Source organism: Phascolarctobacterium faecium DSM 14760 (assembly GCF_003269275.1).
GTDB classification, from domain to species: Bacteria; Bacillota; Negativicutes; order Acidaminococcales; family Acidaminococcaceae; genus Phascolarctobacterium; species Phascolarctobacterium faecium.
In genome coordinates this window covers 104,875-129,916 of sequence record NZ_QLTS01000005.1, presented here as the reverse complement: position 1 = coordinate 129,916, position 25,042 = coordinate 104,875, and the positions used below count along the sequence as shown (strand labels likewise).

General features: G+C 43.1%; 29 protein-coding genes and 1 riboswitch. Of the genes, 25 read left to right on the top strand and 4 right to left on the bottom strand.

Annotated elements, in window-relative coordinates; translation table 11 throughout:
* Positions 1 to 666, top strand: a 666-nt coding sequence (locus tag C8D73_RS07345; RefSeq protein ID WP_146739223.1) for an SLC13 family permease, incomplete at its 5' end; no start/stop codon positions are given.
* Between the two features lie 121 nt (positions 667 to 787).
* Here the strand turns inward: C8D73_RS07345 and C8D73_RS07340 are convergent.
* Positions 788 to 1,264, bottom strand: a complete 477-nt coding sequence (locus tag C8D73_RS07340; protein ID WP_021718146.1) for a 2-thiouracil desulfurase family protein — start codon at positions 1,262 to 1,264, stop codon at positions 788 to 790.
* An 85-nt stretch (positions 1,265 to 1,349) separates the two neighbouring features.
* Positions 1,350 to 1,435, top strand: a riboswitch (Fluoride riboswitch).
* Between the two features lie 44 nt (positions 1,436 to 1,479).
* On the opposite strand from C8D73_RS07340, the gene crcB reads away from it, so the two are divergent.
* Positions 1,480 to 1,854, top strand: coding sequence for a fluoride efflux transporter CrcB (gene crcB / locus C8D73_RS07335; RefSeq protein ID WP_021718147.1), 375 nt, complete (start codon positions 1,480 to 1,482; stop codon positions 1,852 to 1,854).
* 48 nt (positions 1,855 to 1,902) lie between these two features.
* Here crcB and C8D73_RS07330 read toward each other — a convergent pair whose 3' ends face one another.
* Together C8D73_RS07330 and C8D73_RS07325 are read right to left on the bottom strand one after the other, a co-directional pair.
* Positions 1,903 to 2,781, bottom strand: coding sequence for a DMT family transporter (locus C8D73_RS07330; protein ID WP_021718148.1), 879 nt, complete (start codon positions 2,779 to 2,781; stop codon positions 1,903 to 1,905).
* A 572-nt stretch (positions 2,782 to 3,353) separates the two neighbouring features.
* A complete protein-coding gene (locus C8D73_RS07325) occupies positions 3,354 to 4,256 on the bottom strand; it encodes a YitT family protein (RefSeq protein WP_021718149.1) in 903 nt (300 codons plus the stop codon).
* A gap of 223 nt (positions 4,257 to 4,479) precedes the next feature.
* Here C8D73_RS07325 and ispE point away from each other — a divergent pair, with 223 nt between their 5' ends.
* The 9 genes from ispE (at position 4,480) to pth (ending at position 12,812) form a co-directional block, all read left to right on the top strand.
* Positions 4,480 to 5,343 carry a 4-(cytidine 5'-diphospho)-2-C-methyl-D-erythritol kinase gene (ispE, locus tag C8D73_RS07320; RefSeq protein ID WP_021718150.1) on the top strand — a complete coding sequence of 288 codons (864 nt, stop codon included), beginning with the start codon at positions 4,480 to 4,482 and terminating at the stop codon, positions 5,341 to 5,343.
* A 2-nt stretch (positions 5,344 to 5,345) separates the two neighbouring features.
* On the top strand, positions 5,346 to 6,044 hold the full coding sequence (locus C8D73_RS07315; RefSeq protein WP_021718151.1) for a GntR family transcriptional regulator: 699 nt from the start codon (positions 5,346 to 5,348) through the stop codon (positions 6,042 to 6,044).
* A 21-nt stretch (positions 6,045 to 6,065) separates the two neighbouring features.
* Positions 6,066 to 6,824, top strand: coding sequence for a nucleotidyltransferase family protein (locus C8D73_RS07310; RefSeq protein WP_021718152.1), 759 nt, complete (start codon positions 6,066 to 6,068; stop codon positions 6,822 to 6,824).
* Positions 6,825 to 6,838: 14 nt separating this feature from the next.
* Positions 6,839 to 7,645 carry a pur operon repressor gene (purR, locus tag C8D73_RS07305; protein ID WP_113077770.1) on the top strand — a complete coding sequence of 269 codons (807 nt, stop codon included), beginning with the start codon at positions 6,839 to 6,841 and terminating at the stop codon, positions 7,643 to 7,645.
* 13 nt (positions 7,646 to 7,658) lie between these two features.
* Positions 7,659 to 8,873 (top strand): threonine ammonia-lyase, encoded by a 1,215-nt coding sequence (ilvA, locus tag C8D73_RS07300; protein ID WP_021718154.1) that lies wholly within the window; start codon positions 7,659 to 7,661, stop codon positions 8,871 to 8,873.
* A gap of 37 nt (positions 8,874 to 8,910) precedes the next feature.
* Complete coding sequence (gene glmU / locus C8D73_RS07295) at positions 8,911 to 10,281, top strand: bifunctional UDP-N-acetylglucosamine diphosphorylase/glucosamine-1-phosphate N-acetyltransferase GlmU (RefSeq protein WP_113077769.1); 1,371 nt, start codon at positions 8,911 to 8,913, stop codon at positions 10,279 to 10,281.
* 103 nt (positions 10,282 to 10,384) lie between these two features.
* On the top strand, positions 10,385 to 11,338 hold the full coding sequence (locus C8D73_RS07290) for a ribose-phosphate diphosphokinase (protein WP_046430241.1): 954 nt from the start codon (positions 10,385 to 10,387) through the stop codon (positions 11,336 to 11,338).
* A 72-nt stretch (positions 11,339 to 11,410) separates the two neighbouring features.
* Positions 11,411 to 12,205, top strand: a complete 795-nt coding sequence (locus C8D73_RS07285) for a polysaccharide deacetylase family protein (RefSeq protein WP_113077768.1) — start codon at positions 11,411 to 11,413, stop codon at positions 12,203 to 12,205.
* 1 nt (position 12,206) lies between these two features.
* Positions 12,207 to 12,812: an aminoacyl-tRNA hydrolase gene (gene pth, locus C8D73_RS07280; RefSeq protein WP_113077767.1), complete on the top strand. Its 606-nt coding sequence runs from the start codon at positions 12,207 to 12,209 to the stop codon at positions 12,810 to 12,812.
* Between the two features lie 122 nt (positions 12,813 to 12,934).
* On the opposite strand, the gene C8D73_RS07275 is transcribed toward pth, so the two are convergent.
* Positions 12,935 to 13,348 (bottom strand): acyl-CoA thioesterase, encoded by a 414-nt coding sequence (locus C8D73_RS07275; protein ID WP_049896902.1) that lies wholly within the window; start codon positions 13,346 to 13,348, stop codon positions 12,935 to 12,937.
* A 322-nt stretch (positions 13,349 to 13,670) separates the two neighbouring features.
* Between C8D73_RS07275 and rpmE the strand changes: the two genes are divergently transcribed.
* From rpmE to atpB, 14 genes are all read left to right on the top strand, one after another.
* Positions 13,671 to 13,877: a 50S ribosomal protein L31 gene (rpmE, locus tag C8D73_RS07270; protein WP_021718160.1), complete on the top strand. Its 207-nt coding sequence runs from the start codon at positions 13,671 to 13,673 to the stop codon at positions 13,875 to 13,877.
* Positions 13,878 to 13,942: 65 nt separating this feature from the next.
* Entirely contained in the window at positions 13,943 to 14,848 is a 906-nt protein-coding gene (locus C8D73_RS07265) for a DUF1385 domain-containing protein (RefSeq protein WP_021718161.1), read from the top strand.
* Positions 14,838 to 15,905 carry a peptide chain release factor 1 gene (gene prfA, locus C8D73_RS07260; RefSeq protein WP_021718162.1) on the top strand — a complete coding sequence of 356 codons (1,068 nt, stop codon included), beginning with the start codon at positions 14,838 to 14,840 and terminating at the stop codon, positions 15,903 to 15,905. Before C8D73_RS07265 ends, prfA begins: the two co-directional genes overlap by 11 nt.
* Before the next feature lies 1 nt (position 15,906).
* Positions 15,907 to 16,704 carry a peptide chain release factor N(5)-glutamine methyltransferase gene (gene prmC, locus C8D73_RS07255; RefSeq protein WP_249033589.1) on the top strand — a complete coding sequence of 266 codons (798 nt, stop codon included), beginning with the start codon at positions 15,907 to 15,909 and terminating at the stop codon, positions 16,702 to 16,704.
* Positions 16,705 to 16,776: 72 nt separating this feature from the next.
* A complete protein-coding gene (locus C8D73_RS07250) occupies positions 16,777 to 17,871 on the top strand; it encodes an L-threonylcarbamoyladenylate synthase (RefSeq protein ID WP_113077766.1) in 1,095 nt (364 codons plus the stop codon).
* Positions 17,872 to 17,933: 62 nt separating this feature from the next.
* Positions 17,934 to 18,377: a ribose 5-phosphate isomerase B gene (gene rpiB, locus C8D73_RS07245; RefSeq protein ID WP_113077765.1), complete on the top strand. Its 444-nt coding sequence runs from the start codon at positions 17,934 to 17,936 to the stop codon at positions 18,375 to 18,377.
* On the top strand, positions 18,377 to 18,922 hold the full coding sequence (locus C8D73_RS07240) for a TIGR01440 family protein (RefSeq protein ID WP_113077764.1): 546 nt from the start codon (positions 18,377 to 18,379) through the stop codon (positions 18,920 to 18,922). The genes rpiB and C8D73_RS07240 overlap by 1 nt, the downstream gene beginning before the upstream one ends.
* Positions 18,923 to 18,946: 24 nt before the next feature.
* Positions 18,947 to 20,194: a serine hydroxymethyltransferase gene (locus C8D73_RS07235; protein WP_113077763.1), complete on the top strand. Its 1,248-nt coding sequence runs from the start codon at positions 18,947 to 18,949 to the stop codon at positions 20,192 to 20,194.
* Between the two features lie 22 nt (positions 20,195 to 20,216).
* Complete coding sequence (gene upp, locus C8D73_RS07230) at positions 20,217 to 20,837, top strand: uracil phosphoribosyltransferase (RefSeq protein ID WP_044491850.1); 621 nt, start codon at positions 20,217 to 20,219, stop codon at positions 20,835 to 20,837.
* On the top strand, positions 20,837 to 21,295 hold the full coding sequence (locus C8D73_RS07225) for a deoxycytidylate deaminase (RefSeq protein WP_021718169.1): 459 nt from the start codon (positions 20,837 to 20,839) through the stop codon (positions 21,293 to 21,295). The genes upp and C8D73_RS07225 overlap by 1 nt, the downstream gene beginning before the upstream one ends.
* A 212-nt stretch (positions 21,296 to 21,507) precedes the next feature.
* Positions 21,508 to 22,518 (top strand): glycosyltransferase family 4 protein, encoded by a 1,011-nt coding sequence (locus C8D73_RS07220; protein ID WP_021718170.1) that lies wholly within the window; start codon positions 21,508 to 21,510, stop codon positions 22,516 to 22,518.
* Positions 22,519 to 22,586: 68 nt separating this feature from the next.
* Complete coding sequence (gene wecB, locus C8D73_RS07215) at positions 22,587 to 23,744, top strand: non-hydrolyzing UDP-N-acetylglucosamine 2-epimerase (protein WP_113077762.1); 1,158 nt, start codon at positions 22,587 to 22,589, stop codon at positions 23,742 to 23,744.
* A 122-nt stretch (positions 23,745 to 23,866) separates the two neighbouring features.
* Positions 23,867 to 24,283: an ATP synthase subunit I gene (locus C8D73_RS07210; RefSeq protein WP_021718172.1), complete on the top strand. Its 417-nt coding sequence runs from the start codon at positions 23,867 to 23,869 to the stop codon at positions 24,281 to 24,283.
* A 4-nt stretch (positions 24,284 to 24,287) separates the two neighbouring features.
* Positions 24,288 to 25,007, top strand: coding sequence for a F0F1 ATP synthase subunit A (gene atpB, locus C8D73_RS07205; protein WP_021718173.1), 720 nt, complete (start codon positions 24,288 to 24,290; stop codon positions 25,005 to 25,007).
* Positions 25,008 to 25,042 lie beyond the last annotated feature (35 nt).

Below are 25,042 nucleotides of genomic sequence, written 5' to 3'. Positions count from 1 at the left end.
GCTGAGCTGGATGCGGATCAGGAAATCGAGCAGGAAATCGAAGCTACTGTACATGACAGTAAAAAACAGATCATTTCCGGTTTGATTCTGGCAGTCGTAGTCATCGTTATGGCGCTTGACCTTAAGAGCATCAGTTTGGAAATGGCAGCTATCATCGGTGCGCTGGTTTGCGTACTGACCGGCTGTCTGACTGAAAAACAGGCTTATGCTTCTATCGACTGGGTAACTATCTTCCTGTTTGCAGGTATGATGCCTGTGTCCACTGCAATGGATAAGACCGGTGCCGGTAAATTGATCGCCGAGTGGGCAGTAAGCCTAATGGGTGGTTCTCCTACCCCGATCATTATGACTTCAGTACTGTTTATTATCTCCTGTACTTTGACGCAGTTCATGTCTAATACGGCAGCAGCAGCATTGCTGGCGCCGGTAGGCGTAGCGATTTCCCAGCAGCTCGGCGCGTCTCCGAAAGCAGTACTGATGGCGATCGGCGTAGCAGCATCCTGTGCATTCGCAACTCCGGTAGGCACTCCTCCCTGTACGTTGGTGTTGGGACCTGGCGGTTACAAGTTTATGGACTATGTAAAAGTCGGCGTGCCTTTAGTTATCCTCTGCTTCATCGTTTCCATCATCGTTATTCCGATGGTTTGGCCTTTCTTCCCCGGTTAATTGGGACGACTGAGGAAGAATTGTACATAAATTTCTCCTTTTTAAAAACAGAAAAGCGCTCTTAAGAGCGCTTTTCTGTTTTATCTATATAAAACTATAAATATATCTCTTGTTATAATTATTATCTAACCAATAGTTCGTTAAGCAGTTCTTCAGTTAAATCAAGTTCGGTATAAACGGTAATACCGTTTTGTTTCAATAAAGCACTGGTTACGCCATCACCGTTCATAAGTGTACCGTTAAAATTTCCGTTATAAATTTTCCCTGTACCACAGGAAGGGCTGCGCGCTTTGAGAACCGCAAATTTTATTTGTTTTCTGCGGGCGACTTCCAGAGCAGCTTCAGCACCTTTGATAAAATTTTCTGTAACATTATAGCCAGCATTGTCGTATACTTTAGCAGTGCCGTTAAGAACGTCGCTGCCATCACCGCCGGTAATTTCTGCTGGTAGACGTGGTATAGTAAGCTGTCCCAGGCATTCTGGACAGATCGGTATAAAAAGACCACAATCTTTATATTTGGCAAGCAGTGTGCAGTAATTGCTGCTGCCGTTGTATTTTACTTTTGCTCCTAATAAACAAGCACTTATAAGTAACATAAGCACACTCCTTTACTGATTAAATATTAACTTAAGTGTGAATTTTTGGCAACCTGAATTGACAGAGCATGCCAAAACTGGTAAGGTAATAAAAGGGAATGGGGTACTCCCTAAATGACTTTAGTCGTTTGAACCGCTTAGAGTTGATAAGCTGATGACTTCTGCCGTGTAGGCGAAGTATCGGCTTTTTATTTTTTTGTAAAGGTGGAAGAAAGATGCAGGAATTATTAGCAGTGGCGCTCGGCGGCAGTATTGGTGCCGTAAGCCGTTATTTGGTTACAAATTATATTTTTATACGCTGGCATTGCCACTGGCCTTGGGCTACTTTTATTGTCAATGCGGCAGGCTGCCTGGCAATGGGATTTTTAATGGTGCTGATTACAGAGAAAGGTTTGTTGACCCCTTATTGGCGTTTATTATTGTGCGTTGGTTTTCTGGGAGGATTGACAACATTTTCTTCATTTAGCTATGAATCGCTGACGCTGCTGTCAGAAGGTAATCTGGCAGGTGCCGGTTTGAATATTATTGGCAGTGTTGTCGTGGGTGTTGTTTGTGCTTGGTTTGGTGCAATGGCAGCGCGCTCTTTATAAAAAACAGCCGGCTTTTAAACCGGCTGTTTTTTAGACATTGATATGGTATTATTTTACATTGTTTTTAGCTGTGTTTAAGATAAAAATAGAAGATAGGATTAGGATCATGCCAAGGATTTTAGCAGTTGTCAGAGATTCTCCAAAAATAAAAATGCCAATAGCGGCTGCGACCAGTGGTTCTAAAGTAGCAAGAATAGATGCCTGACCTGCATCTACATCCTGAAGACCGCGAGTGTAAAGCAGATATGGGGCCACAGTACAGATCAAGGCTATGGCAATGGCACCGATAAGAGCACGCAAATCTGCAAGCAAGGTGAAAAGCTGTAATGGTTCAGCCATAGGTAATGCGGCGATGGCCGCAAAATAAAATGTGTAAGCGGTAATTGTAAGTGTGTTGTAACGCCTTAATGCCAGTTTACTAAAAATACTGTACAGGGCATATCCGATACCAGAGGCAAGTCCGAAACCAAAGGCTTCTAAGGTCAATGTCATTTTGCTGCTGAAGATACCAGTAATAAAAGTACAGCCGCAGAAAGTTGACAAAAGTGCCAGCATTTTGCAGCGTGTAAATTTTTCGCGAAACAAAAATATAGAAAGCAGCATTACAAAAACCGGTGCTGTATATAAAAGCAGTACTGCAATAGAGATTGAACTGCTTTCGATAGAGCGGAAATAACAGTAGTTGAAAAAGACCAGGCTGAAAATTCCTGTTCCGATAAAAAGCCAGCTGTCACGCCAGCGGATTTTTAATAACTTAGGATCTATTTTAAAAATAACAGCAGTCATCAGTACAGCTGCAAATAATACCCGCAGAGCAACTATCTGCAGTGGCGAGAAACCGCAGGCGGTTAAAAATTTGAAAAAAAGAGCGATAAGCCCCCATAAGCTGGCACCGGAGATGATCGATATATAAGCGCTTTGTAACATGCTAAACCTTCTTTTTTTATCTAAGATATTTAACAGTTTAGCATACAGCTGATAAAAATAAAAGCACGGCACCGTATAAAAGATGCCGTGCTTTTTATTATAGAAAGGCACAGTAAACTCTGATTAATGCATCAGATAAAAATGGGTCTCAATCAAAGCGTTGAAAAATTTTTTGAATGTCATGATAAAGTCCTCCTTAGTTAAGACGAAAATGTATTTTAATGCTTCGGTGAAATAAGCTGTCTGAAAATTGTAAATCAAAAAATGCATTACCCTATTAATAAATTATAACATAAAATAATAAAAGTGCAATTATTTCACAAAAAAATAACAATTATAAAAACAAAAGTCTTTAACAAGCGAATAGAAAAGAATGCGATGAAACGTCCCAAAGGGACTATAAAAGTCCCTGTATAAACAAAAAATGTATATAAATTTAAAATACCCGCCAATAATAGCATAATTATTAGCGGGTATACAAAGCTTCAATAAGTTTTCGATTGTAGTAAAAAAACGGAATGAAACTTACAAAACGGAATGAAACTTACAATAAGTTAAATTGAAACAGTTGATTATGATTTTTGTTTTAAAGTGTCAACAGTACAGAAGATTTTTTTGTTCTTTTTATGAGCAGATGGTTTTGATGTGAATCCTTTACCGAAAACGTCGTTGGCATCTTGAATGATCATAAAGCAGCCAGGATCAATATCGCGTACGATCTGTTTGATTTTTGCGACCTGTGTAAGTTTGGCAACAACTAAAAGAACTTTACGCTGCTGATGTGTGTAGGCTCCTTCCGCATAAAGGTAAGTAACGCCGCGTCCAATTACTTCAATTATGCCGTTGCCTATTTCTTCATAATGTTCACTGATGATAATAATGTTTTTCTTGTAATCAAATCCATCTGTAAATGCATTGCAGGTTTTGAACATAACGAAGAAGGCAAGCAGAGTATAAAGCACTGCCTCTAAACCAAAGTAGAAAACGCCGATAAACATTAAAATAATATTGAACATAAAGCCTGTAGTACCAATGCTGATACTGTAATGTTTGTTGATAATCGCGCCGATGATATCAGTGCCGCCGCTGCTGCCGCCTACTCTGTACATCATTGCTGCACCGATTCCATAAATAACGCCGCCTGCAATACAGGCCAGCATGGGGTCATGGACATAAGGTGCTTTTTCAGCTAAGAAATGGAAGGCATCAAGCGAAACTGAAAAAACAAGCATACCATACAGAGCGCTGACAATATAGGACCGATCCATGAATTTATAGGCAGCGACAAATAAAGGTATATTTAAAAGCAGACTGGTAATGCCCATTGGCAGACCAATGAGATAATATAGAATAACAGAAACGCCGCCGATGCCACCGCTGATGAGCTTATTGGGCATATAAAAGGCGTTAATGGCAATACCCATAAGGACGCAGCCTAAGGTGACCATAAGATAGCGATATAAGTGCTGACGCATAAAAAAGCTCCTTTGTGCAAATTTTGCGAATATTGTATACATAGTAGCACTTTTTAGAAAAAAAGCAATGTTGTGGGTGATAGAAATAAGTAAAATTTTTGAAAAAAAGACTGAAAACACAAATAAAACAGAAAAAATTTATAAAAATGTTCGAATTATCTTGCGACTACACGCGAAGCAAGATAAAATATATTGTATACAGGAAAACAATCGAGGCTATATTATGGAAAAAATATATGAAACAGCTTATGCAAAAATAAACTTAGGACTGGATGTGCTGGGCAAGCGTTCCGATGGTTACCATGAAGTACGAATGGTGATGCAGAGTGTTGGTTTGAGCGATGCAGTGGAAATTGAAGAAGGTGAAGGACTTGTGGTTGAAACAGATCATAGTGGTCTTGCCGGCGGTCCTGATAATCTGGCATGGAAGGCAGCGGAGCTTTTAGCCCGTTGCTGTGGTAAAATCCCGAACGTTCATATCAGACTGAACAAAAAAATTTTTTTAGCAGCCGGACTTGCCGGCGGTAGTAGTGATGCGGCAGCAGTGATGCGTGGACTTAGCCGGCTCTGGCAACTGGATTTGACGGCGCCAGAGCTGGAAAAGTTAGCGGCGGAGCTTGGTTCTGATATTCCTTTTTGCATTACAGGTGGAACAGCTCTGGCAGAGGGGCGTGGTGAAATATTAACGGAATTGCCGGAAGCGCCTGAACTACTTTTGGTATTGGCAAAGCCGAAGCTTGAAGTAGCAACTGGCTGGGTTTATGGTAATTTCCGTCAGCAAAAGGTCAATCAAAGACCTGATATTGACGGTATTATAAAAGCTTTGGAGCAGAGTGCGACAGGACTGCTGCTTGAGAGTTGCGGTAATGTTTTGGAAAGCGTTACGATACCTGCGCATCCGGTCATTGCCGAGATTAAACAGAAGATGCTGGCGGCAGGAGCAACGTGTGCTTTAATGTCAGGCAGTGGGCCTACAGTTTTTGCTGTGGCGGAGAAAAAAGAGATAACTGAGAGAATTTTGACAGAGTTGTCAGAGCTTGATCTGGAAACTGCTGTTACTACTACTGTACAAAAGGAGAGGATCTGAAGATGAGTGGGCACCTTAGACCGATTAAACTAGACAGTTACAAACCTCTGCGTGAACTGGTATGTGAAAATATCCGTCAGGCTATCATTGATGGTACTTTTAGTCCCGGTGAGCGTTTAATGGAAATCCAACTGGCCGATGAAATGGGCGTCAGCCGCACTCCTGTACGCGAAGCTATCCGTAAGTTAGAACTGGAAGGCTTTGTTGTAATGATCCCCAGGCGCGGTACTTATGTAGCAGATATTTCTATTAAAGATATCAATGAGGTTTATGAAATTCGTACTTCACTGGATGTTTTGGCAGCAGGTCTTGCTGCAGAACGTATTAATGATGATGAATTGGAAACATTGCAGCGGCTTTTAGTAGAAATCGGCCAGCATATTGAAGAAAATAATATGGATAAAATAGTTGAAGTAGATATTGCTTTCCATGATGTTTTATATCAGGCCAGCCGTAATGAAAGACTGCGTAATATAATTAATAACCTGCGTGAGCAGATTACAGTTATCCGCGGTCGTTCGATGATGTATCCGGGTCGTTTGGCGGATACGATGGAAGAACATCGCGCTCTCGTTGACAGTATTGCTGCCCGCGATGTTGAAAGAGCACAGAATGCTGCACGTATACATCTGGAAAATGCCGAGCATACTTTGCTCAAAGACATGGTTGAAAGTCATAATGAAAAGAAGAATAAAGAATAAAACCGAAAGAGGTTAAGTGGTATGTATAATGCGGTTATTTTGGCCGGTGGGAAAACGCCGTGGCTGCAAAAAGCCGTTGGAACTAATATCAGAGCGCTGGCTCCATTAGGTGGACGGCGGATGGTAGAGTATATTATTGATGCTTTGGATCAAAGCGGACAGATCGGCAGGATCATAGTTGCGGCTGATGGAAGTCAATGGGAGGCGGCAGTATTGCCGCAGCGTGCTGAACTTGTAGCCGTGGAATCCAGTTCAATGCCTGAAACAGCTGCAGCTGCAGCTGCATTATTGCCTGCAAACAGTAAAATTTTATTTGTTTGTGACGATATACCTTTGCTGACCTCTGCGGCCGTGCAGGATTTTTTGAAGCAGACTGAGGCTGTGGAAGCAGATGCTTATTATCCTGTGATTCCTGAAGCTGATTGTGTAAAAGCTTTTCCTGGTGCCGAACGTACTTATGTTACCTTACCTGAAGGTAGATTCACCGGCGGAAATATGATGCTGTTGAATGCTGATGTTATTTCCGGCGGGGTAATAAAAGCCAAAGATATTTTTGCCCGCCGCAAAAAACCTTGGGAGTTGTGCGGTTGGTTAGGTTTTGGTTTTGTGCTTAAATTCCTGCTGCACAGGTTGACTCTGTCAGATATAGAATTGCGGGCGTCAGAGTTGTTGGGATTTAGCGGGAAAGCTGTAGTTTCGCATTATCCCGAGATCGGTATGGATGTGGATAAAGAAGAAGACTGGCAGCTGCTGGAAAAATATTTTAAGAATAGCAAGTAGAAAAGAGGGGCGCTATGGCTCGAGTCAAACGTATGGAACGTGTAGTTGCTTTGACAAAGCAGCTGGTGGACCATCCGTATCAATTGTTTTCATTTACTTATTTTTGTAAAAAGTTTGAGGTTGCTAAATCGACCTTAAGTGAAGATGTTTTAGCTGTGCGTGCCGGATTGGGAGCCTATGATTTGGGCAGAGTTGAAACTTTGGCTGGCGCTGCCGGAGGAGTGCGTTTTATTCCATGTCATTCCGAAAAAGCTAATGAGGAATTTTTAACAGAGCTGGCTTTGCAGCTGGCTGAACCAGAAAGAATATTGTCAGGCGGTATGATCTATATGACAGATCTGCTGTTTAAACCGCAGCTGGTAATGCGTTTGGGGGAGATTATAGCTCAGCGTCTGCGGCATTTAGAGCCGGAATACATTATGACTGTGGAAACTCGTGGTATACCTTTGGCAGTTTTTGTTGCTCGTGCTTTTAATATTCCGGTGGTTATGGCCCGACGTGTTGGACAGATTACTGAAGGTTCTACGGTAAGTATTAATTATGTGAGCGGTTCATCCAAACAGATTCAGACAATGGCTTTGCCGAAACGTGCTTTACCAAGTTCCGCGAGGGTTTTGGTGATCGATGATTTTATGAAGGCCGGCGGTACGGCACGTGGAATGGCAGAACTGGCGGAAGAGGTTGGTGCCAAAGTTGTAGGAAAAGCATTTTTCATTGCGACGCAGGAGCCGGAAAAGAAAATGATTGATGATTATACGGCGTTGTTTGTTTTAAAGGATATTGATACAGAAAATCGGAAGATCGATATCAGTCCGTTATGAGGGGATGTAAAAAATGACAAAAGATCAGGTAACTTTGAAAGATGTGGAAGCTGCTTCCAAACGATTGGCAGGTGTAGTGCATAAAACACCTTTGGAAAGCAGTCATATTTTTAGTGAAATGGCAGGGTATGAAGTACTACTGAAGTTGGAAAATATGCAGCGTACAGGATCGTTTAAAGTACGTGGAGCTTCAAATTGTATTCAGACCTTAACTAAAGAACAGCAAGCACATGGCGTTATTGCCGCTTCGGCGGGAAATCATGCGCAGGGCGTGGCGTTAGGAGCTCAGGCTGCTGGTATTAAAGCAACTATTGTTATGCCTGAAGGAGCGCCGCTGGCGAAAGTTGAAGCTACAAAGGGTTATGGCGCTGAGGTTGTCTTAAAGGGTGGAGTTTATGATGAGGCTTCTGCAGAGGCTGTACGTCTGCAGAAGGAAACAGGTGCAACTTTAGTTCATGCTTTTGATGATCCGGCGGTAATTGCAGGACAGGGAACGATTGGCCTGGAGATTTTAGAACAATGTCCGGATATACGGTCAATAGTTGTTCCTATTGGCGGTGGAGGTCTTTTGGCGGGTATTGCCACAGCGGTTAAATCTGTAGCGCCGCATGTCAAAGTGTATGGCGTTCAAGCCAGTGGTGCCCCGGCAATGTATTTATCCAAGCATGCTGGCAAGTGGGTAGAAACTCCGGAAGCACAAACGATTGCTGATGGTATTGCTGTAAAATCTCCTGGTAAAATCACTTTTGACTTGATTCAAAAATATGTTGATGATATTTTTGTAGTTAAAGACGATGATATTGCGGCGACGATACTGCTCATGATGGAGCGGGCGAAGATGATCAGCGAAGGTGCCGGTGCTATTGGACTGGCAGCTATGCTGCATGGTAATATTCCCCACGCGGATAAAACTGCGGCTGTTATCAGCGGTGGTAATATTGATGTAAATATGATTTCCAGGATTATTGAAAACGGCTTGGTAAAATCGGGGCGTCGTATTAAGCTGTTGACACATCTGACTGACAGACCCGGCGAATTGCGTCGTTTTGTTTCGTATATCGAAGAGTATAAAGCTAATATCGTTTATGTTTATCATGAGCATGCTGGACGTAACCTGCCTATTGGTCAGACACAGGTAGAAATGGATCTGGAAACGCGTGATCACGCTCATGCGGAAATTTTGGTGGCGGCTTTGCGTCGTGCTGGTTATCGAGTAGAATTACTGTAAAAATTATAGTTGTTATTTTAGAAGCGGAGGTCTATCCATGTCAGAGTTAGTGGCGGTTATTTTAGCGGCAGGCAAAGGAACCAGAATGAAGTCCAAGTTGCCGAAGGTTTTACATAAAATTGGCGGAAAACCTATGCTGCAGCATGTACTTGATGCTGCTGATGCAGCAGGGGCTGCCCGGAAGGTAGTGGTCGTGGGTCATGAAGCAGAACTGGTAGAAGCAATGGTTGGCGAGCAGGCACAGATGGCTTTGCAAGCTGAACAGCTTGGTACTGGACATGCAGTGATGCAGACGGAAGCTGTTTTAAAAGATTTTTGCGGTACGGTAATGCTTATTTGCGGAGATACGCCGTTATTAGAAGCAGCAGAGCTTAAAAAGTTTTATGAAGGCCATGTAGCGTCACAGGCCGCAGCAACAGTATTGACTGCTTTCATGGACGATCCAGCAGGGTATGGACGGATTATACGCGATGCAGACGGCAACGTTTTGGGTATTGTAGAAGAAAAAGACGCTGTCTTAGAACAAAAAGCAATCAAAGAAATCAATACAGGAATTTATTGTGTAGAGGCGCCGTTGCTTTTTGAGGTGCTTGCTACTTTAACTTGTGATAATGCGCAGGGTGAATATTATCTGACCGATGTTCTGGCAAAATTGAACGCAATGGGTAAAAAAGTCGGCGGTGTTGCTACTGCTGACAGCGATATGATCATGGGCATCAATTCTCGCCGCCAATTGGCAGAAGCAGAAAACATTATGCGTCAGCGGATTCTGAATAAACTGATGGATGACGGTGTAACGATCATGGATCCTGCCAGTACCTTTATCGAAAAAGGTGTTGAAATAGGTCAGGACACTGTTATTTATCCATATACCTGGTTGGAAGGGACTACGAAGATCGGTGAAGATTGCCAGATTGGTCCTAATGTTCGGTTGACAAATGTCAGAATCGGGAATACTGCGGAACTGCAATTTGTTTATGGACACGACTGCGAAGTACAGGATAACGTTGTGATCGGTCCTTATGTGCATTTGCGCCCTGATACTGTTATTGGCGATAATGTGAAGATTGGCAATTTTGTGGAAGTAAAAAATTCTCATGTTGGTACTGGCAGCAAGCTGCCGCATCTCAGTTATATCGGTGACAGTGATATCGGCAGTTCTGTCAATATTGGCTGTGGATGTATCACTGTAAATTATGACGGGAAGAAAAAACATCGCACTATTATTGAAGATAATGCGTTTGTCGGCTGCAACAGCAATATGGTTGCTCCTGTTACAATTGGTGCCGGAGCTTATATTGGAGCAGGATCTACGATCACTAAGGATGTACCGGGAGATGATTTGGGTATTGCCCGTGCGAAACAGAAGAATATTGAAGGCTGGGCTGCAAAATACCGCAACGGCTGATTTTACATAAAAAAACGGTTTTTAGTACTTGTGGATTTGTAGCTAATAGTTGTATACTATTAATGATTAACTAAACCTTAAACATTCTTGGAGGGATGGGACAATGTTGTCAGATGAGAATAAACTCAGAATTTTTTCCGGTAATGCCAATCCTGATTTGGCACGAGAGATCGCCGCTTATTTAGGTACTACTGTTGGCGATGCCGTTATCAACCGCTTTAATAACGGCGAAGTACAAGTAATGATAAATGAAAGCGTGCGCGGCAAAGATATTTTCATCGTGCAACCTACCTGTGGCCCGTCCGTTAATGATAACGTTATGGAACTTTTGATTATGGCGGATGCTTTTAAACGTGCTTCTGCCAGCCATATTACAGCAATCATACCTTATTACGGTTATGCACGCCAGGACCGTAAAGCCCGTGGGCGTGAGCCTATTACCGCCAAGTTGATGGCTGACCTGTTGGAATCGGCAGGAATTACCCGTGTCGTAACTATTGATTTGCACGCTGCTCAGATTCAAGGCTTCTTTAATATACCTTTTGACCATATGCCCGGCGGTCCGATTTTGGCAGAATATATCAAAGAAAAAAATCTTGACGATATGATTGTGGTTTCCCCTGATCTTGGCGGTGTCAGTCGTGCCAGAAATATGGCTGAACGTCTGAACTGTGGTCTGGCTATTATTGATAAGCGTCGTCCTGAACCGGGCGTAGCCGAAGTAATGAATCTGATTGGTTCTGTAGAAGGTAAAACTGCTATTTTAGTTGATGATATGGTTGATACAGCAGGGTCTTTGACAGAAGGTGCCCGGGCTTTGAAGAAATTTGGGGCCAAAGAGATTTATGCCTGCTGTACACATCCGGTTCTTACTGATCCGGCCTTAAGCCGTATTGCGCAATCAGATATTACAGAGTTGGTTGTTACTAATACTATTCCTCTACCTCCTGCTAAGAAACATCCGAAAATTAAGGTTCTTTCGGTGGCACCTATTCTTGCAGAAACTGTATTACGTATTTTCAACGACTGGTCTGTCAGCCAGTTATTTGAAAAATAAGAAGTTTATTTAAGCATTTAAAGAGGCTTGTCCCTGCGGGCAAGCCTCTTTAACATAAGTTAGGAGAAGGTTATGCGACTTATTTATATAATAGGACTGCTGACAGTTATTGGTACGGGTGCTTTATGGTGCGGCTGGTATGGTATGGCCAGGCGCAGAATTGCCGCCATGTTGGCGGCTGTCTCTATACTTGCTGGAGGAGTACTGCTGTTACTGGCAGTTTTACCTGATTATAGTTTTTACGGTACAACTGTAACACATAATTTCGCTGCCGGTAAAAATGTGGCTTTAACTTTTGATGATGGTCCTTATCCCCCTTATACAGATGAACTGCTAAAAATATTGGAGCAGCGTCAGGTCAAAGCGACTTTTTTTATGGTTGCTGAAAATGCTGAAAAGCATCCTGAACTGGTAGCGAAGATTGCTGCGCAGGGGCATGAGATTGCTTTACATGCATTGAAGCATCGTGACTTTTTGAAATTGAGTTTAGCGGAGCAGCAAAAAGATATTGCTGCAGGCAAGAGGATTTTGGAAAAGCTGAGTGGACAGAAAATCACATTAATGCGTCCGCCGCATGGGTTTCGCGATTGGGCTGTGATCGATACACTGCAGAAAAATGGTCTGACAGCAGTTAACTGGTCAGTGATACCGCGTGATTGGACAAACCCTGGAGTTTCAGTTATCGTTGACCGGATAATGGAACAGATGCATCCGGGGGCTATCATTCTGCTGCATGATGGTGACAGTCCTAAATACGTTGCGTCCAGAGAAGAAACAATACAGGCAGTATCAGTCATTATCGACAAACTGTGTGCGGAAGGGTATAATTTTGTTACCGTCAATGAACTGATGCAAAAAGGAGAATGACATGAAACTTATTGTTGGTTTGGGTAATATCGGAAAAGAATACGAAGCTACCCGTCATAATATTGGCTTTATGGTGCTGGATGAACTGGCCCGCCGCTGGGGTGTAAATACTTGGAAGAATGACCGCAATGCTCTGTGCGGGGAATATCGCATACCTGAAAAAGTACTGCTTTTAAAGCCGACGACATATATGAATCTGAGCGGTGTTGCAGTAGGTGCCTATGCGAACTTTTTCAATGTTGATCCGCAGGATATTGCTGTGGTTCAGGATGATCTTGACTTGCCGACAGGGCAGGTCAGAGTTCGCCGCAAAGGAAGTGCGGGTGGACATAATGGGATTAAATCCGTGCAGGAACATTTAGGAACAGGTGAATTCCCGCGTTTCAAAATTGGCATCGGGCATCCTGCCCATAATAATAAAGCTGTGATTAAGCATGTTTTACAGCGCTTTGGTGCTGAAGAACAGGAGCTTGTAGCGGAGGCAGTGGAGAAAATGGCGGATGCTTTAGAGTTGTGGCTGCAGGGAGATATGGATGCTGTAATGCAGGAATATAATAAAAAGCCGCCTAAGCAAAAATCAGAGTCAAATGAAACTGTTAAAGAATAAATTTGGTATAATTTCAAATATTTTTCTTTGTCTGCTGACGAATCAGATGTATACAGAATAAAAAATAGCAGGCTCTGCTGTTGTGGTTACAAGTGCAGCGCCTGCTATTTTTGTTGGCCGATTTATTTTTTATGTTTATGGCGCTCATAGCGCAGACGTCCTTCTTCAAAAGCGCGTTTTTCTTCTTCTGTTTCCAGAGTCAGTTCTGGTACTTTGGTGGGACGGCCTTTTTTATCAAGCGCTATCATAGTGAAGAATGCAGTCAAAGCCCGTTTTTTACCTTCTGTTTCCAGGTCTTCGACTTCTACTATTACGACTATTTCCATGGAGCTATTGCCGACATAGACTACCTGTGCTGTACAGATAACCAGATCGCCGATAAAAATCGGCAGGTGGAATTCTACTTCGTCTACCCTGGCTGTAACAACATTAGTACGTGCATAGCGGCGTGCCGTAGCATAAGCCGTAGAATCCATCAGCTTGATGATCTCGCCTCCGTGGATATTGCCGGCTACATTGGCCTGATGCGGCATCATGACCTCGCTGATGACGAGTCTGCTTTCAGAGGATGTTTTTTTCAAGATTTAGAACCTGCCTTTCTTATAAGTGAAAAGATCAAGAGCTGCATAGCTCAAACTTTGTTTATTTACGTGCACATTAAAAAGAGTGCTGCATCCTGAAATGCTTGCTGCGCTTATTATAACCCTTCCGTAGTTGTGGTGCAAGCAGGTAAAAGTAAAGTTTCTGAAAATAGTTCTTGCATAGCTAGGGGTACTATGGTATACTTTATAAGCGTTAATATAGAATTATGATGTATAGTCATATAATAGTTAGACAGTAAAGTGAGGTGCAATCAGAATGAAACAAAACATCCATCCGAAATATGGTGAAGCTAAAGTAACCTGCGCATGCGGCAATTCTTTTATGAGCGGCAGCGTTAATCCGGAATTGCGTGTTGACGTTTGCTCTAAATGTCATCCGTTCTTCACCGGCCAACAGCGTAACTTAGCTGCTCGTGGCCGTATTGAAAAATTCAACAAACGCTACAATGTAGAAGAAAAATAATTACACCCACAGCAGAGCGAAAGCTCTGCTGTGTTTATATCCGAAACTTTTAGGGAGATATTGTCATGGAAAAGAAACCTAATGTTGGCGGACAAGCTGTTATTGAAGGCGTGATGATGAGGGGAAAGGATAAAATTGCTGTAGCTGTAAGGCAGCCGGATGGGGAAATTGCTATTGATGTTGGGCCGGCTAACAGTATTACAGACAAGTATCCTTTTTTGAAAAAACCATTGCTGCGCGGCGTAGTCGCCCTTTGTGAATCTTTATATCACGGAATGAAGGCGCTGGCTTATTCGGCACAGGTTTCCGGTGAAGACGACGAACAACTTGATAGTAAGGAAATGGCTATGACGATCGCATTTTCGATTGTTTTGGCTGTAGTTTTGTTTATTATCATTCCTACTTGGTCAATGCGCTTTTTGAATGCATGGACTCATGACCATATGATTTTGAATTTAGCCGAGGGCGCATTGAGGATGCTGATTTTTCTCGGATATATAACTGCTATTTCTTCGATGAAGGATATTCAGAGAGTGTTTCAGTACCATGGTGCTGAGCATAAGACGATTTATACTTATGAGGCAGGTTTACCGCTGGAAGTAGCGAATGTACGTCAGTTCAGTACACTGCATCCACGCTGCGGCACTAATTTTCTGATGATTGTAATGCTGATCAGTATGTTCGTTTTCACCTTTTTAGGGTGGCCGAATCTGTTTGAACGTATTATGTCACGGATTATTCTGATGCCGGTTATTGCTGGCGTAAGCTATGAGATTATTCGCTATGCAGGGTCGCACATTGATTCAGCCTGGGTTAGAACAGCTATCTTTCCGGGCCTTTGTCTGCAGAAGCTGACGACACGTGAGCCTGACGACTCTCAGATTGAAGTGGCAATCGCTTCGCTTAAGGCTGTGCTGCCGCCTGAAGAATTGGCAGAAAAGCAATCTACAGGAGAAAACAATGCTGGATAAATTACAGGCAATTGAAGATAAATATCTTGATTTAGAGGCTAAGATCAGTGATCCTGATATCATCGCTGATCAAAAAGAATGGCAGAAGTGTACTAAAGCTCATGCTAAGCTGACTGATATCGTAACTGTTTTCCGCGAATATCGTGATTTGGTAAAAGCAAAAAATGATGCGGAAGAGATAATTGCTGCTGGCGATGACAGAGAACTGACAGAAATGGCTTATGATGAATTGAAAGAGCTGAAGCCGCAGTTGGCTGTATATGAAGAACGGTTAACTGTTTTGCTGTTGCCATCTGATCCCAACGATGATAAAGATGTTATTGTAGAGATACGAGGCGGTGCCGGCGGTGACGAAGCCGCTTTGTTTGCAGGCGTACTTTTTAGGATGTATACCCGTTATGCAGAAGCTAGGGGCTGGCGCATTGAAATTATGGATTCCAACCCGACTGAATTGGGAGGCTTTAAGGAAGTTGTTTTCCAGATCTGTGGTGACGGTGTTTATGGCCGAATGAAATTCGAAAGCGGCGTACATAGGGTTCAAAGAGTACCGGAAACTGAGTCACAGGGACGTGTGCATACTTCTACTGTTACGGTGGCAGTACTGCCTGAGGCTGAAGAGGTTGATGTGGAAATCAATCCTGCCGACTTAAGGGTGGATACTTATCGTGCCGGCGGTGCAGGTGGCCAGTATGTCAATAAAACCGAATCAGCAGTGCGGATCACGCACTTACCGACAGGTATCGTAGCTCAATGCCAGGATGAAAAATCACAGCTCAAAAATCGTGAAAAATGCATGCGCGTTCTGCGTGCCAGAATTTTGGAGAAGGCGCAGGAGGAGCAGCGGGCGGCTACGGCTCAGGACCGTAAAAGCCAGGTTGGCACAGGCGACCGCAGTGAACGTATACGTACCTATAATTATCCGCAGGGTCGTGTGACCGATCATCGTATCGGGCTGACTTTGCATAAACTTGATATTGTGCTCAACGGCGAGATGGATGAATTACTGGACGCGCTCCTTACGGCCAAACAGAGCGAGCAGCTGCAGCAGGTGAAATAATATGGAAAATAAACCCTTATGGACGATTACAAGGGTTTTGGAATGGACAAAGCAGTATTTCGCAAATAAAGGGATCGAAAATCCGCGTTTAGATGCTGAAATACTGCTTTGTGCTGTTCTAAAATGCGAAAGAATAACTTTATATGTACATTTTGATCAACCGTTGGATGATACTGAGTTGGCTGAATATCGCAGTTATGTTACGCGGCGCGCTAACCAGGAACCATTGGCGTATATTTTAGGAACCAAAGCTTTTATGAAGCACAGCTTTAAAGTTACTCCTGCAGTACTGGTTCCGAGGCCTGAAACGGAATTGCTGGTAGAAAGTGTTGCTAAGGCTGCTGTGGGAGCGGGTGCTGAAAATTTACTCGACATTGGTACAGGCAGCGGTGCTATTATAGTATCATTGTTGGATCTTTTGCCGCAGTCAAAAGGTACGGCTGTCGATATTTCAGCTGCTGCATTGGTTGTTGCTGGCGAAAATGCCGAAAATATCGGTGTCGGTGAAAGATTGACGTTAGTTGAATCAGATCTGTTCAGTAAGCTTGATTGTAATAAAAAATTTGATATTATTGTTTCAAATCCTCCTTATATTCCGGCTGCGGCTATTGCAGGTCTGGCAGCCGATGTGCAGAAGGAACCCCTTGGAGCGCTGGATGGGGGGCTGACGGACTTGATTTTTATAGAAGAATCGTTTCCGGCTGTGAAATATGGCTTCAGCCGGACGGGTTGCTGGCTTTTGAAGTTGGCATCGATCAGGCGCAGTCGGTTTGTCAGTTATGCCGCCAGGCTGGACTAATAGTAACGGCAGTGCGTAAGGATTATGCAGAAATAGAACGTATGGTTTTTGCGACGAGAGAAGGTACTTATTATGCAGACCATTTACTGGAATTTACAAGCTGATAATGAAACAGAAATTTTAAAGGCAGCGGGTTGTTTATTAAGGCAAGGCGAAGTAGTTGCTTTTCCTACGGAAACTGTGTATGGTCTGGGTGCTGACGGACTGAATGGTACAGCTGTGGCTAAAATTTTTGCAGCCAAAGGACGCCCAGTTGACAACCCTTTGATTTTACATATTGCCAGAGTAGAGGATATTTTGCCGCTGACAAGTGGACTTACTGCTAATGCCCGGGCATTGATGCAGTCATTTTGGCCAGGACCGCTGACTTTGATCGTAGCTAAGTCTGATTTGATACCTGACGAGGTCAGTGCCGGGTTAGACACAGTAGGTGTAAGAATGCCTTCGCATCCTATAGCAGCAAGGCTTATCAAAGAGACAGGTCGCCCTATAGCAGCTCCTTCAGCGAATATTTCTGGTAAACCAAGTCCTACGGACGCTTCTGCTGTTTGGGACGATATGCAGGGAAAAATAGCTGGTGTAATTGACGGCGGCAGTTGTGGTATTGGTGTCGAATCGACTGTAGTAGATACGACTTCAGCAGTACCGATGATATTACGTCCTGGCGGAATTACCCGTGAAATGTTGGAAGAAGTTTTAGGAGCAGTAGAGATTGATCCGGCGCTTGAAGGAAAGGGTGATTTTAAACCTAAAGCACCTGGGATGAAATATAGGCACTATGCTCCGCAGGCAGCAATGTATTTATTTGAAGGTGAAGCTATCAGCAATATGCTGCCTATAGTGACGGCGACTGCCGCTCAGGGCATTAAAACAGGTGTTTTATGCAGTGAAAAAATTGCTGTTCATATTCCTGAAACTGAAAATATCTTGGTAAGCTCGTGGGGGCAGGATATTGAAAGCCTTGCAGAAAAGCTTTATAGTCTGCTGCGTGGTTTCGATAAACAGAATGTACAGATGATTTTTGCTGAGGGTGTCAGTGAAGACGGTTTGGGGCTGGCAGTAATGAACAGACTTCGTAAGGCGGCAGGTTATCAAATTGTGACCGTAGTCAACGGAAGTCTTTGTTCAAAAAGCGGTACGCTTTTGCCTGAATTTATGTTAAAATAACATTATGATTTAATTTGTTTAAAACATGAAAAGTGTATAGAAAATATTTAGAGGTGACTTATATGAAAATCGCGGTTGGCAGTGATCATGGCGGGATCCATTTAAAAAATCATATCAGGGAGTATCTGACTGCTAAAGGTATTGAAGTGCTTGATTGTGGTACTTATACGGAAGAATCTACAGATTATCCCGATTATGCGGCTAAAGTCTGTCAGGCTATTAATACAGGCGAAGCCGAACGGGGTATTTTGGTTTGTGGTACTGGTATTGGTATTTCTATTGCTGCTAATAAAATTCACGGTATCAGAGCGGCTTTGTGCGGCGATGTATTTTCTGCCCAAATGAGCCGTGAGCATAATAATGCAAATGTGCTGTGTATGGGTGAGCGCGTTATTGGCGTGGGACTGGCAGAAATGATAACAGATACCTGGCTGCAGGGTGAATTCGCAGGTGGACGTCATGAACGTCGTGTTGACAAAATAGCTGCCCTGGAGGCGATGCGGTAATGCATACTGCAGAAATAGCTGCACAGGTAACAGCTGCGGCACAGGAGCTGTTGCAAATAGGTGCGGTCAAAGCAGGGCAGGTTTTAGTTGTTGGTTGCAGTACCAGCGAAGTGATTGGTGATAAAATAGGTACTGCTGGCTCCATGAAAGTTGCTGAGGCGATGTTTGCCGCATTAATTAAGGTGACTGAGGCGCATGGAGTTTTTTTAGCGATCCAGTGCTGTGAACATTTGAACCGTGCTTTGGTTACGACAAGGGATGCTGCAGAGAAGTATGGCTGGCAGGAAGTTACTGTGCGGCCTGTACAGCATGCAGGCGGCGCAATGGCGACAGCAGCATATGAAAATTTTGTGGAACCCATTATAGTTGAAGCAATCTCGGCTCATGCGGGCCTTGATATAGGGCAGACGCTGATAGGTATGCATCTTAAAAGAGTTGCCGTACCTGTACGTTTGTCGGAATCTAAGATCGGCGAGGCTGTGCTCACCGCGGCATGGACGCGTCCGCCTTTAATCGGTGGAGAACGTGCCAAATACCCAAGATAAAATATTGATTTGGAGGGAGTAATTATGAATCTGGAAAAATTAGCTGCTGTCGATCCTGAAATTAATGCTGCTATTTGCGAGGAGCTTGGCAGGCAAAGAAATAAAATAGAATTGATCGCATCCGAAAACTTTGTTTCTCCTGCAGTAATGGAGGCGATGGGTACTGTTCTGACTAATAAATATGCTGAGGGGTATCCCGGACATCGGTATTATGGCGGCTGTGAATATGTCGACAAAGTGGAAATACTGGCTATAGAACGTGCAAAGAAACTATTCGGTGCTGATCATGTCAACGTACAGCCACATTCTGGCGCTAATGCAAATACTGCTGTTTATTTTGCCTTTCTGAAGCCAGGTGATACTATCATGGGAATGAATCTGTCTCAGGGTGGACATTTATCACATGGATCGCCAGTAAATATTTCCGGCAGTTATTATAACGTAGTTCCTTATGGTGTTGATCATGATACTGAGACTATTGATTACGATGCTTTGGCACAAACTGCTGCTGAAACAAAACCTAAAATTATCGTTGCTGGTGCCAGCGCCTATTCCCGAATCATAGATTTTAAACGTATGTCAGAGATAGCGCATAGTGTCGGTGCTTTACTGATGGTTGATATTGCGCATATTGCCGGACTTGTAGCCGCTGGTTTACATCCCAGCCCTGTGCCTTATGCGGATATCGTTACGACAACTACACACAAAACACTGCGCGGTCCGCGCGGCGGCCTGATTATGTGTAAGGAACAGTATGCTAAAGCTATTGATAAGGCAATATTCCCTGGTATTCAGGGTGGTCCTTTGATGCATATTATTGCTGCCAAGGCAGTTGCTTTTGGTGAAGCGTTAAAACCTGAATTTAAAGTATATCAGCAGAATATTCTTGATAATTGCAGAGTATTCGCGGAAGCTTTGCAGGAAGAAGGCTTCCGTATTGTTTCAGGAGGTACTGATAATCATCTGATTCTGGTTGATGTACGCGGTCAGAAGCTGACTGGTAAGATAGCAGAACATTTATTAGATGAGGTTGGTGTAACCTGCAATAAGAATACGATTCCGTTTGATCCTGAAAGTCCTTTTGTTACAAGTGGTATCAGGTTGGGTACTGCTGCCGTCACTACACGCGGTTTTAAACAGGAGGATATGCGTGAGGTCGCCGCAATCATTGGTTTAGTTTTGAATAATCCTGAAAATGAGGAAAAACATAAGGAAGCGGCAGCTAGGGTAGCGGGTTTATGTGCTAAATATCCTATGTATCCCGGTTTCTAAATCCAGGAAGGAGATTTTAATGATGCAAGTTACAGTTGTAGATCATCCGCTTATTAAACAAAAAATTACTAAAATGCGTGCGGAACATACTTCTTCACGTGATTTTCGTGAATGTCTGGATGAAATAGCAATGCTTATGACTTATGAAGTGGCTAGGAATCTGCCGTTGCAGGAAGTTGAAGTTGCCACTCCGGTAGCTAAAACTACAGGGTATAAAGTAGCCGGCGATATTTTTGTTGTGCCTATTTTAAGAGCTGGTTTAGGATTGCTGACAGGCGTATTGAAGATGATTCCTGATGCACGGGTAGGTTTTATTGGTTTATATCGTGATGAAGAAACTTTAAAGCCGATTGAATATTACTGCAAACTTCCTGATAATAAAGATGGCGTGACGATTGTGGTTGATCCGATGCTGGCAACCGGAGGCAGCGCTGCTGCTGCGATTTCGATGCTGAAGGCGCGCGGTTTAAAAAATATTCGTTTTATGTGTTTGGTGGCAGCTCCTGAAGGAGTAAAGGTTATGAATGATGAGCATCCTGATGTGCCAGTTTATACTGCTGCCTTAGATGAAAAACTTAATGAACATGGTTATATCGTTCCCGGACTTGGCGATGCCGGTGATCGTATTTTTGGTACACATTGATGTATGATAACAGACCTGACTGGGACAATTATTTTATGGAGATAGCCCAGGTAGTAAGCAAGCGCTCCACTTGCCTGCGTCGCAGCGTCGGTGCTGTTATCGTCAAGAACAGACAGATAGTGGCTACCGGTTATAACGGTACGCCTTCTAAACTTGAGCATTGCTCGGTGACAGGTTGCCTGCGTGAACAATTGAAAGTACCCTCCGGACAAATGCATGAATTATGCCGCGGTATCCATGCTGAGCAGAATGCCGTTGTTCAGGCCGCTTATCATGGCGTATCCGTTAACGGAGGTACGTTGTATTGTACTCATCAGCCGTGTGTTGTCTGTACTAAAATATTGATTAATGCTGGTATTGAGCGGATTGTTTATGCAAATCCTTATCCTGATAAATTGGCTGAGGAGATGTTGAAAGCTGCCAATATGAAGGTAACGATACTGCACGATGAAGATTAAAATAAATACAGCATTGCAGTGCTTTTTAAAGGCATTGGCAGTTGCTGTATTTATTTTTTCCTGAAAATGTTGCTTTCGCAACAAAAAAATCAAAGAAAAAATGTTCAAAATGGTATTTTTTTGATATACTATTACACAAGAATGACCTTTATAAGAAGAATGTAGAATTTTTAGGTATAAATAAGCGGCTTTGAACGCTATGAGGTGAATAATTGCAAGTGTATATTTTAGCTTTTGTGATAGCTCTTTTTACCAGTTGGCTTTTGACACCTTATGTCAAAAAATTGGCTTTTCGTATAGGTGCATTAGATAAGCCTGACGGAAGAAAAGTTCATAAAGGCATCATGCCGCGATTGGGTGGTCTGGCCATTTATCTTGGGTTTGTAGTAGCTGTTTTATGCAGCATGCATTTGTCTAAGGATGTAATGGCGCTTTTGCTTGGCGGTACGGTGATTCTGATAGTCGGCATTATTGATGATGTTTATCAGCTGCCGGCAAAGGTTAAGCTGCTGGGGCAGATTGCTGCCGCAGCCGTATTGGTGTTGTTTGACATTCGTATCGAATGGCTTAATAATCCCTGGGGTGGGTATTTTTATCTGGAGTATCTGTCGATACCGTTTACGATCTTTTGGGTAATCAGTTTTACCAATGTTGTCAATCTGATGGATGGTTTGGATGGATTGGCAGCCGGAGTCGCTGGTATCGCATCAATAACTGTAATTCTGGTAGCTATTCAGCAGGGATTTTATCCTGTTGCTGTAATTACAGCTGCCTTGGCTGGCGGTATTGTAGGTTTTATGCGTTATAATTTTAATCCGGCAACAATTTTTATGGGTGATACCGGCAGTATGTTTATCGGCTATATGTTAGCGGCTATTTCTATTTTTGGCGCTGTTAAAAGTGCGGCTACAATAGCTTTGATTGTGCCAGCCATAGCTTTAGGGTTGCCGATTATGGATACTGCGTTTGCTATTGTACGTCGCTACACGAATGGCAGACCAATTTTCCAGCCGGATAAAGGACACCTGCACCATCGGCTACTGGCAATGGGAATGACGCAGCGTCAGGCTGTTTTACTGATGTATATCATCAGTGCTATACTTGGTATTGCTGCAGTATTGCTGACCGAGGTTGGCGGTTATTATGCGGCAATAATTATAGCGCTTATTATTACAGCCGTAGTTTTCGGTGCGAAAAAGATAGGTATTTTGAACGATCGTTAATTATTAATCTCAGTAAGCTGATTTGGTAATCCATTGCATACCGTATTGAATAGTTGGGAGACGAAGTCGTGAAAAAAATCAAGCTAATGACAGTTTTCGGTACGCGTCCGGAAGCAATCAAAATGTGTCCGTTAGTTTTGGAAATGCAGAAATACCCTGATTTTATTGAACCAATCGTAGCTGTGACGGCGCAGCACCGCGAAATGTTGGACCAAGTGCTGCAGTTATTTGCAATAAAGCCGGATTATGATTTGAATATCATGACCGCTGGACAAACTTTATATGACGTTACTGGCCGGGCTTTGGCAGGATTAAAGGACGTATTGGCAGAGGCACAGCCTGATATGGTGCTGGTGCATGGTGATACAACTACGACCTTTGTCGGGGCTTTGGCATCTTTTTATGCCCAGATTCCAGTGGGGCATGTAGAAGCCGGACTGCGGACAGGAAACAAATTTTCTCCGTATCCTGAAGAAATGAATCGTAAACTTACCGGAGCCATTGCTGATATACATTTTGCTCCTACCTCTACCAGTAAGAATAATTTGCTGAAAGAAAATATTGATCCGGCGGCAATCGTAGTGACTGGTAATACGGTAATTGATGCGTTGCAGACTACAGTTAAAGCTAATTACCGGTTTACGGACTCTGGATTGCAGAAAGCTCTTGCAGGAGGAAAACGCCTGATTTTAGTTACAACGCACCGCCGCGAAAATTTAGGTGAACCGATGCGGCATGTTTATCAGGCTCTTCGAAAGGTTTTAGAAAATCATCCTGATGTTGAAGCAATTTTTCCGGTCCATAAAAATCCTAAAGTAAGAGAAATTGTTGATGAAGAATTGGGTAAGCTTGCGCAGGTGCATTTGATTGAGCCATTGGATTATGAACCTTTTGCCAATTTGATGGCGAAGGTAGATATTGTGCTGACTGACAGCGGGGGGATTCAGGAAGAAGCTCCTGCCCTTGGCAAACCTGTATTGGTTCTTCGTGATACTACGGAGCGTCCTGAAGCGGTTGATGCAGGTACTGTAAAGCTTGTTGGCACTGCTTATGATGATGTATTGAGAGAAACAAGTCTGTTGTTGGATGATAGTAAATATTATCAAAGTATGGCTGAAGCTGCTAATCCGTATGGTGATGGCAGGGCCTGCGAGCGGATCATCAGAAAGATTTTGCATGAAAATGGTTATGACATCAAAATTTTATCTGAATTCAGTCCTAATTAAGATAGACAAAAATTGTGAAAAATATTAAAATTATTATGATTTATTCTTGATTTTTTCCAAAATGCCTATTTTGTTTTTATATTTAGTTGAAGCCGGACAGTTTTATGAGGTAGTAAAAACTGATGAAAATGATTGACTTCACCCCTTTAGTAACAATGGGGTATAAAAAAGTTCTGACAAGATTGGCTATTGCATCTTTTGCAGTAGCTCTTGCCGTGAAAATGGCGGGTTATCAGGAGCTGGCTTCCGGGCTTGCTTTAGGCGGTGCAGTTGGGCTATTGGATACGTTGATTATGTTTGTGGGGATTCAGCGTTCACTGCCGCAGGGAGAGCCAGAAGCGGCGCTTAAAACCATGAAGCGCTTTCGTTGGGTCAGAAGAATAACAGCCGGTGCTTTAGTTATTGTGATGTTAAAGTTGAAATACCATGTTTTTGGTGTATGCATGGGGTTTCTGCTGATACATATATTTTTAATATTTAATCTAATATTTATCGCGTACCAGCTCAATAAAAAGCAGGGCGTGAAGAAAGGAGTGTGAGAGAATGGGAACAGAAGCAGCTGCTATGGCTAAAGAAGCTGAGAACGCAAATGAGATAATTCATTATTTTGCGCAGGAATGGGCGCCAGGAGTTGTAATACATATGCAAACCATGTATATGACATGGATTACAATGGCGATCGTGTTTCTACTGTTCTTTATTGCTTCTAGAAATCCGAAGCTGGTTCCAAGTGGCTTGCAAAACGGAATGGAGTTTTTTATTGATTTCCTAAACGGATTGATGGAAGAGACTTTGGGGATGAAGGGACGCAAGTATATGGCGCCGTTTATGATCACCTTGTTCATGTTCATTTTCATTGGCAATGAACTTGGTATGCTGCCGCAAATCGGTGTACATTGGACTTCCCCGACCAATGATATCAACACTGTTTTTGCGCTTTCTTTAATGGTAGCCTTTGGCGGATATGCAGTTGGTGTGCATCAGCAGGGAATAGGACATTTTAAACATTTTATCAGTCCTAAACCAGGCTTTTTACCGATCCACCTTCTTGATGCTATCACAAAGCCGCTGACCATGGCCCTTCGTCTATTTGGTAATATCCTGGCAGGCGAAATTCTGTTGATCGTTTTGTATCAACTGACTCCGTGGGTCATCCCGGAGCTTTGGGTAATGTTCAGTTTGTTTATCGGCTTCTTGCAGGCCTTTATTTTTACGATGCTTGCTTTAAGCAGCTTTGCCATCGCATTTCATGATGAGCATTAAGCATTAATCAACTCTAAAATTTTTCTTATTTTGAA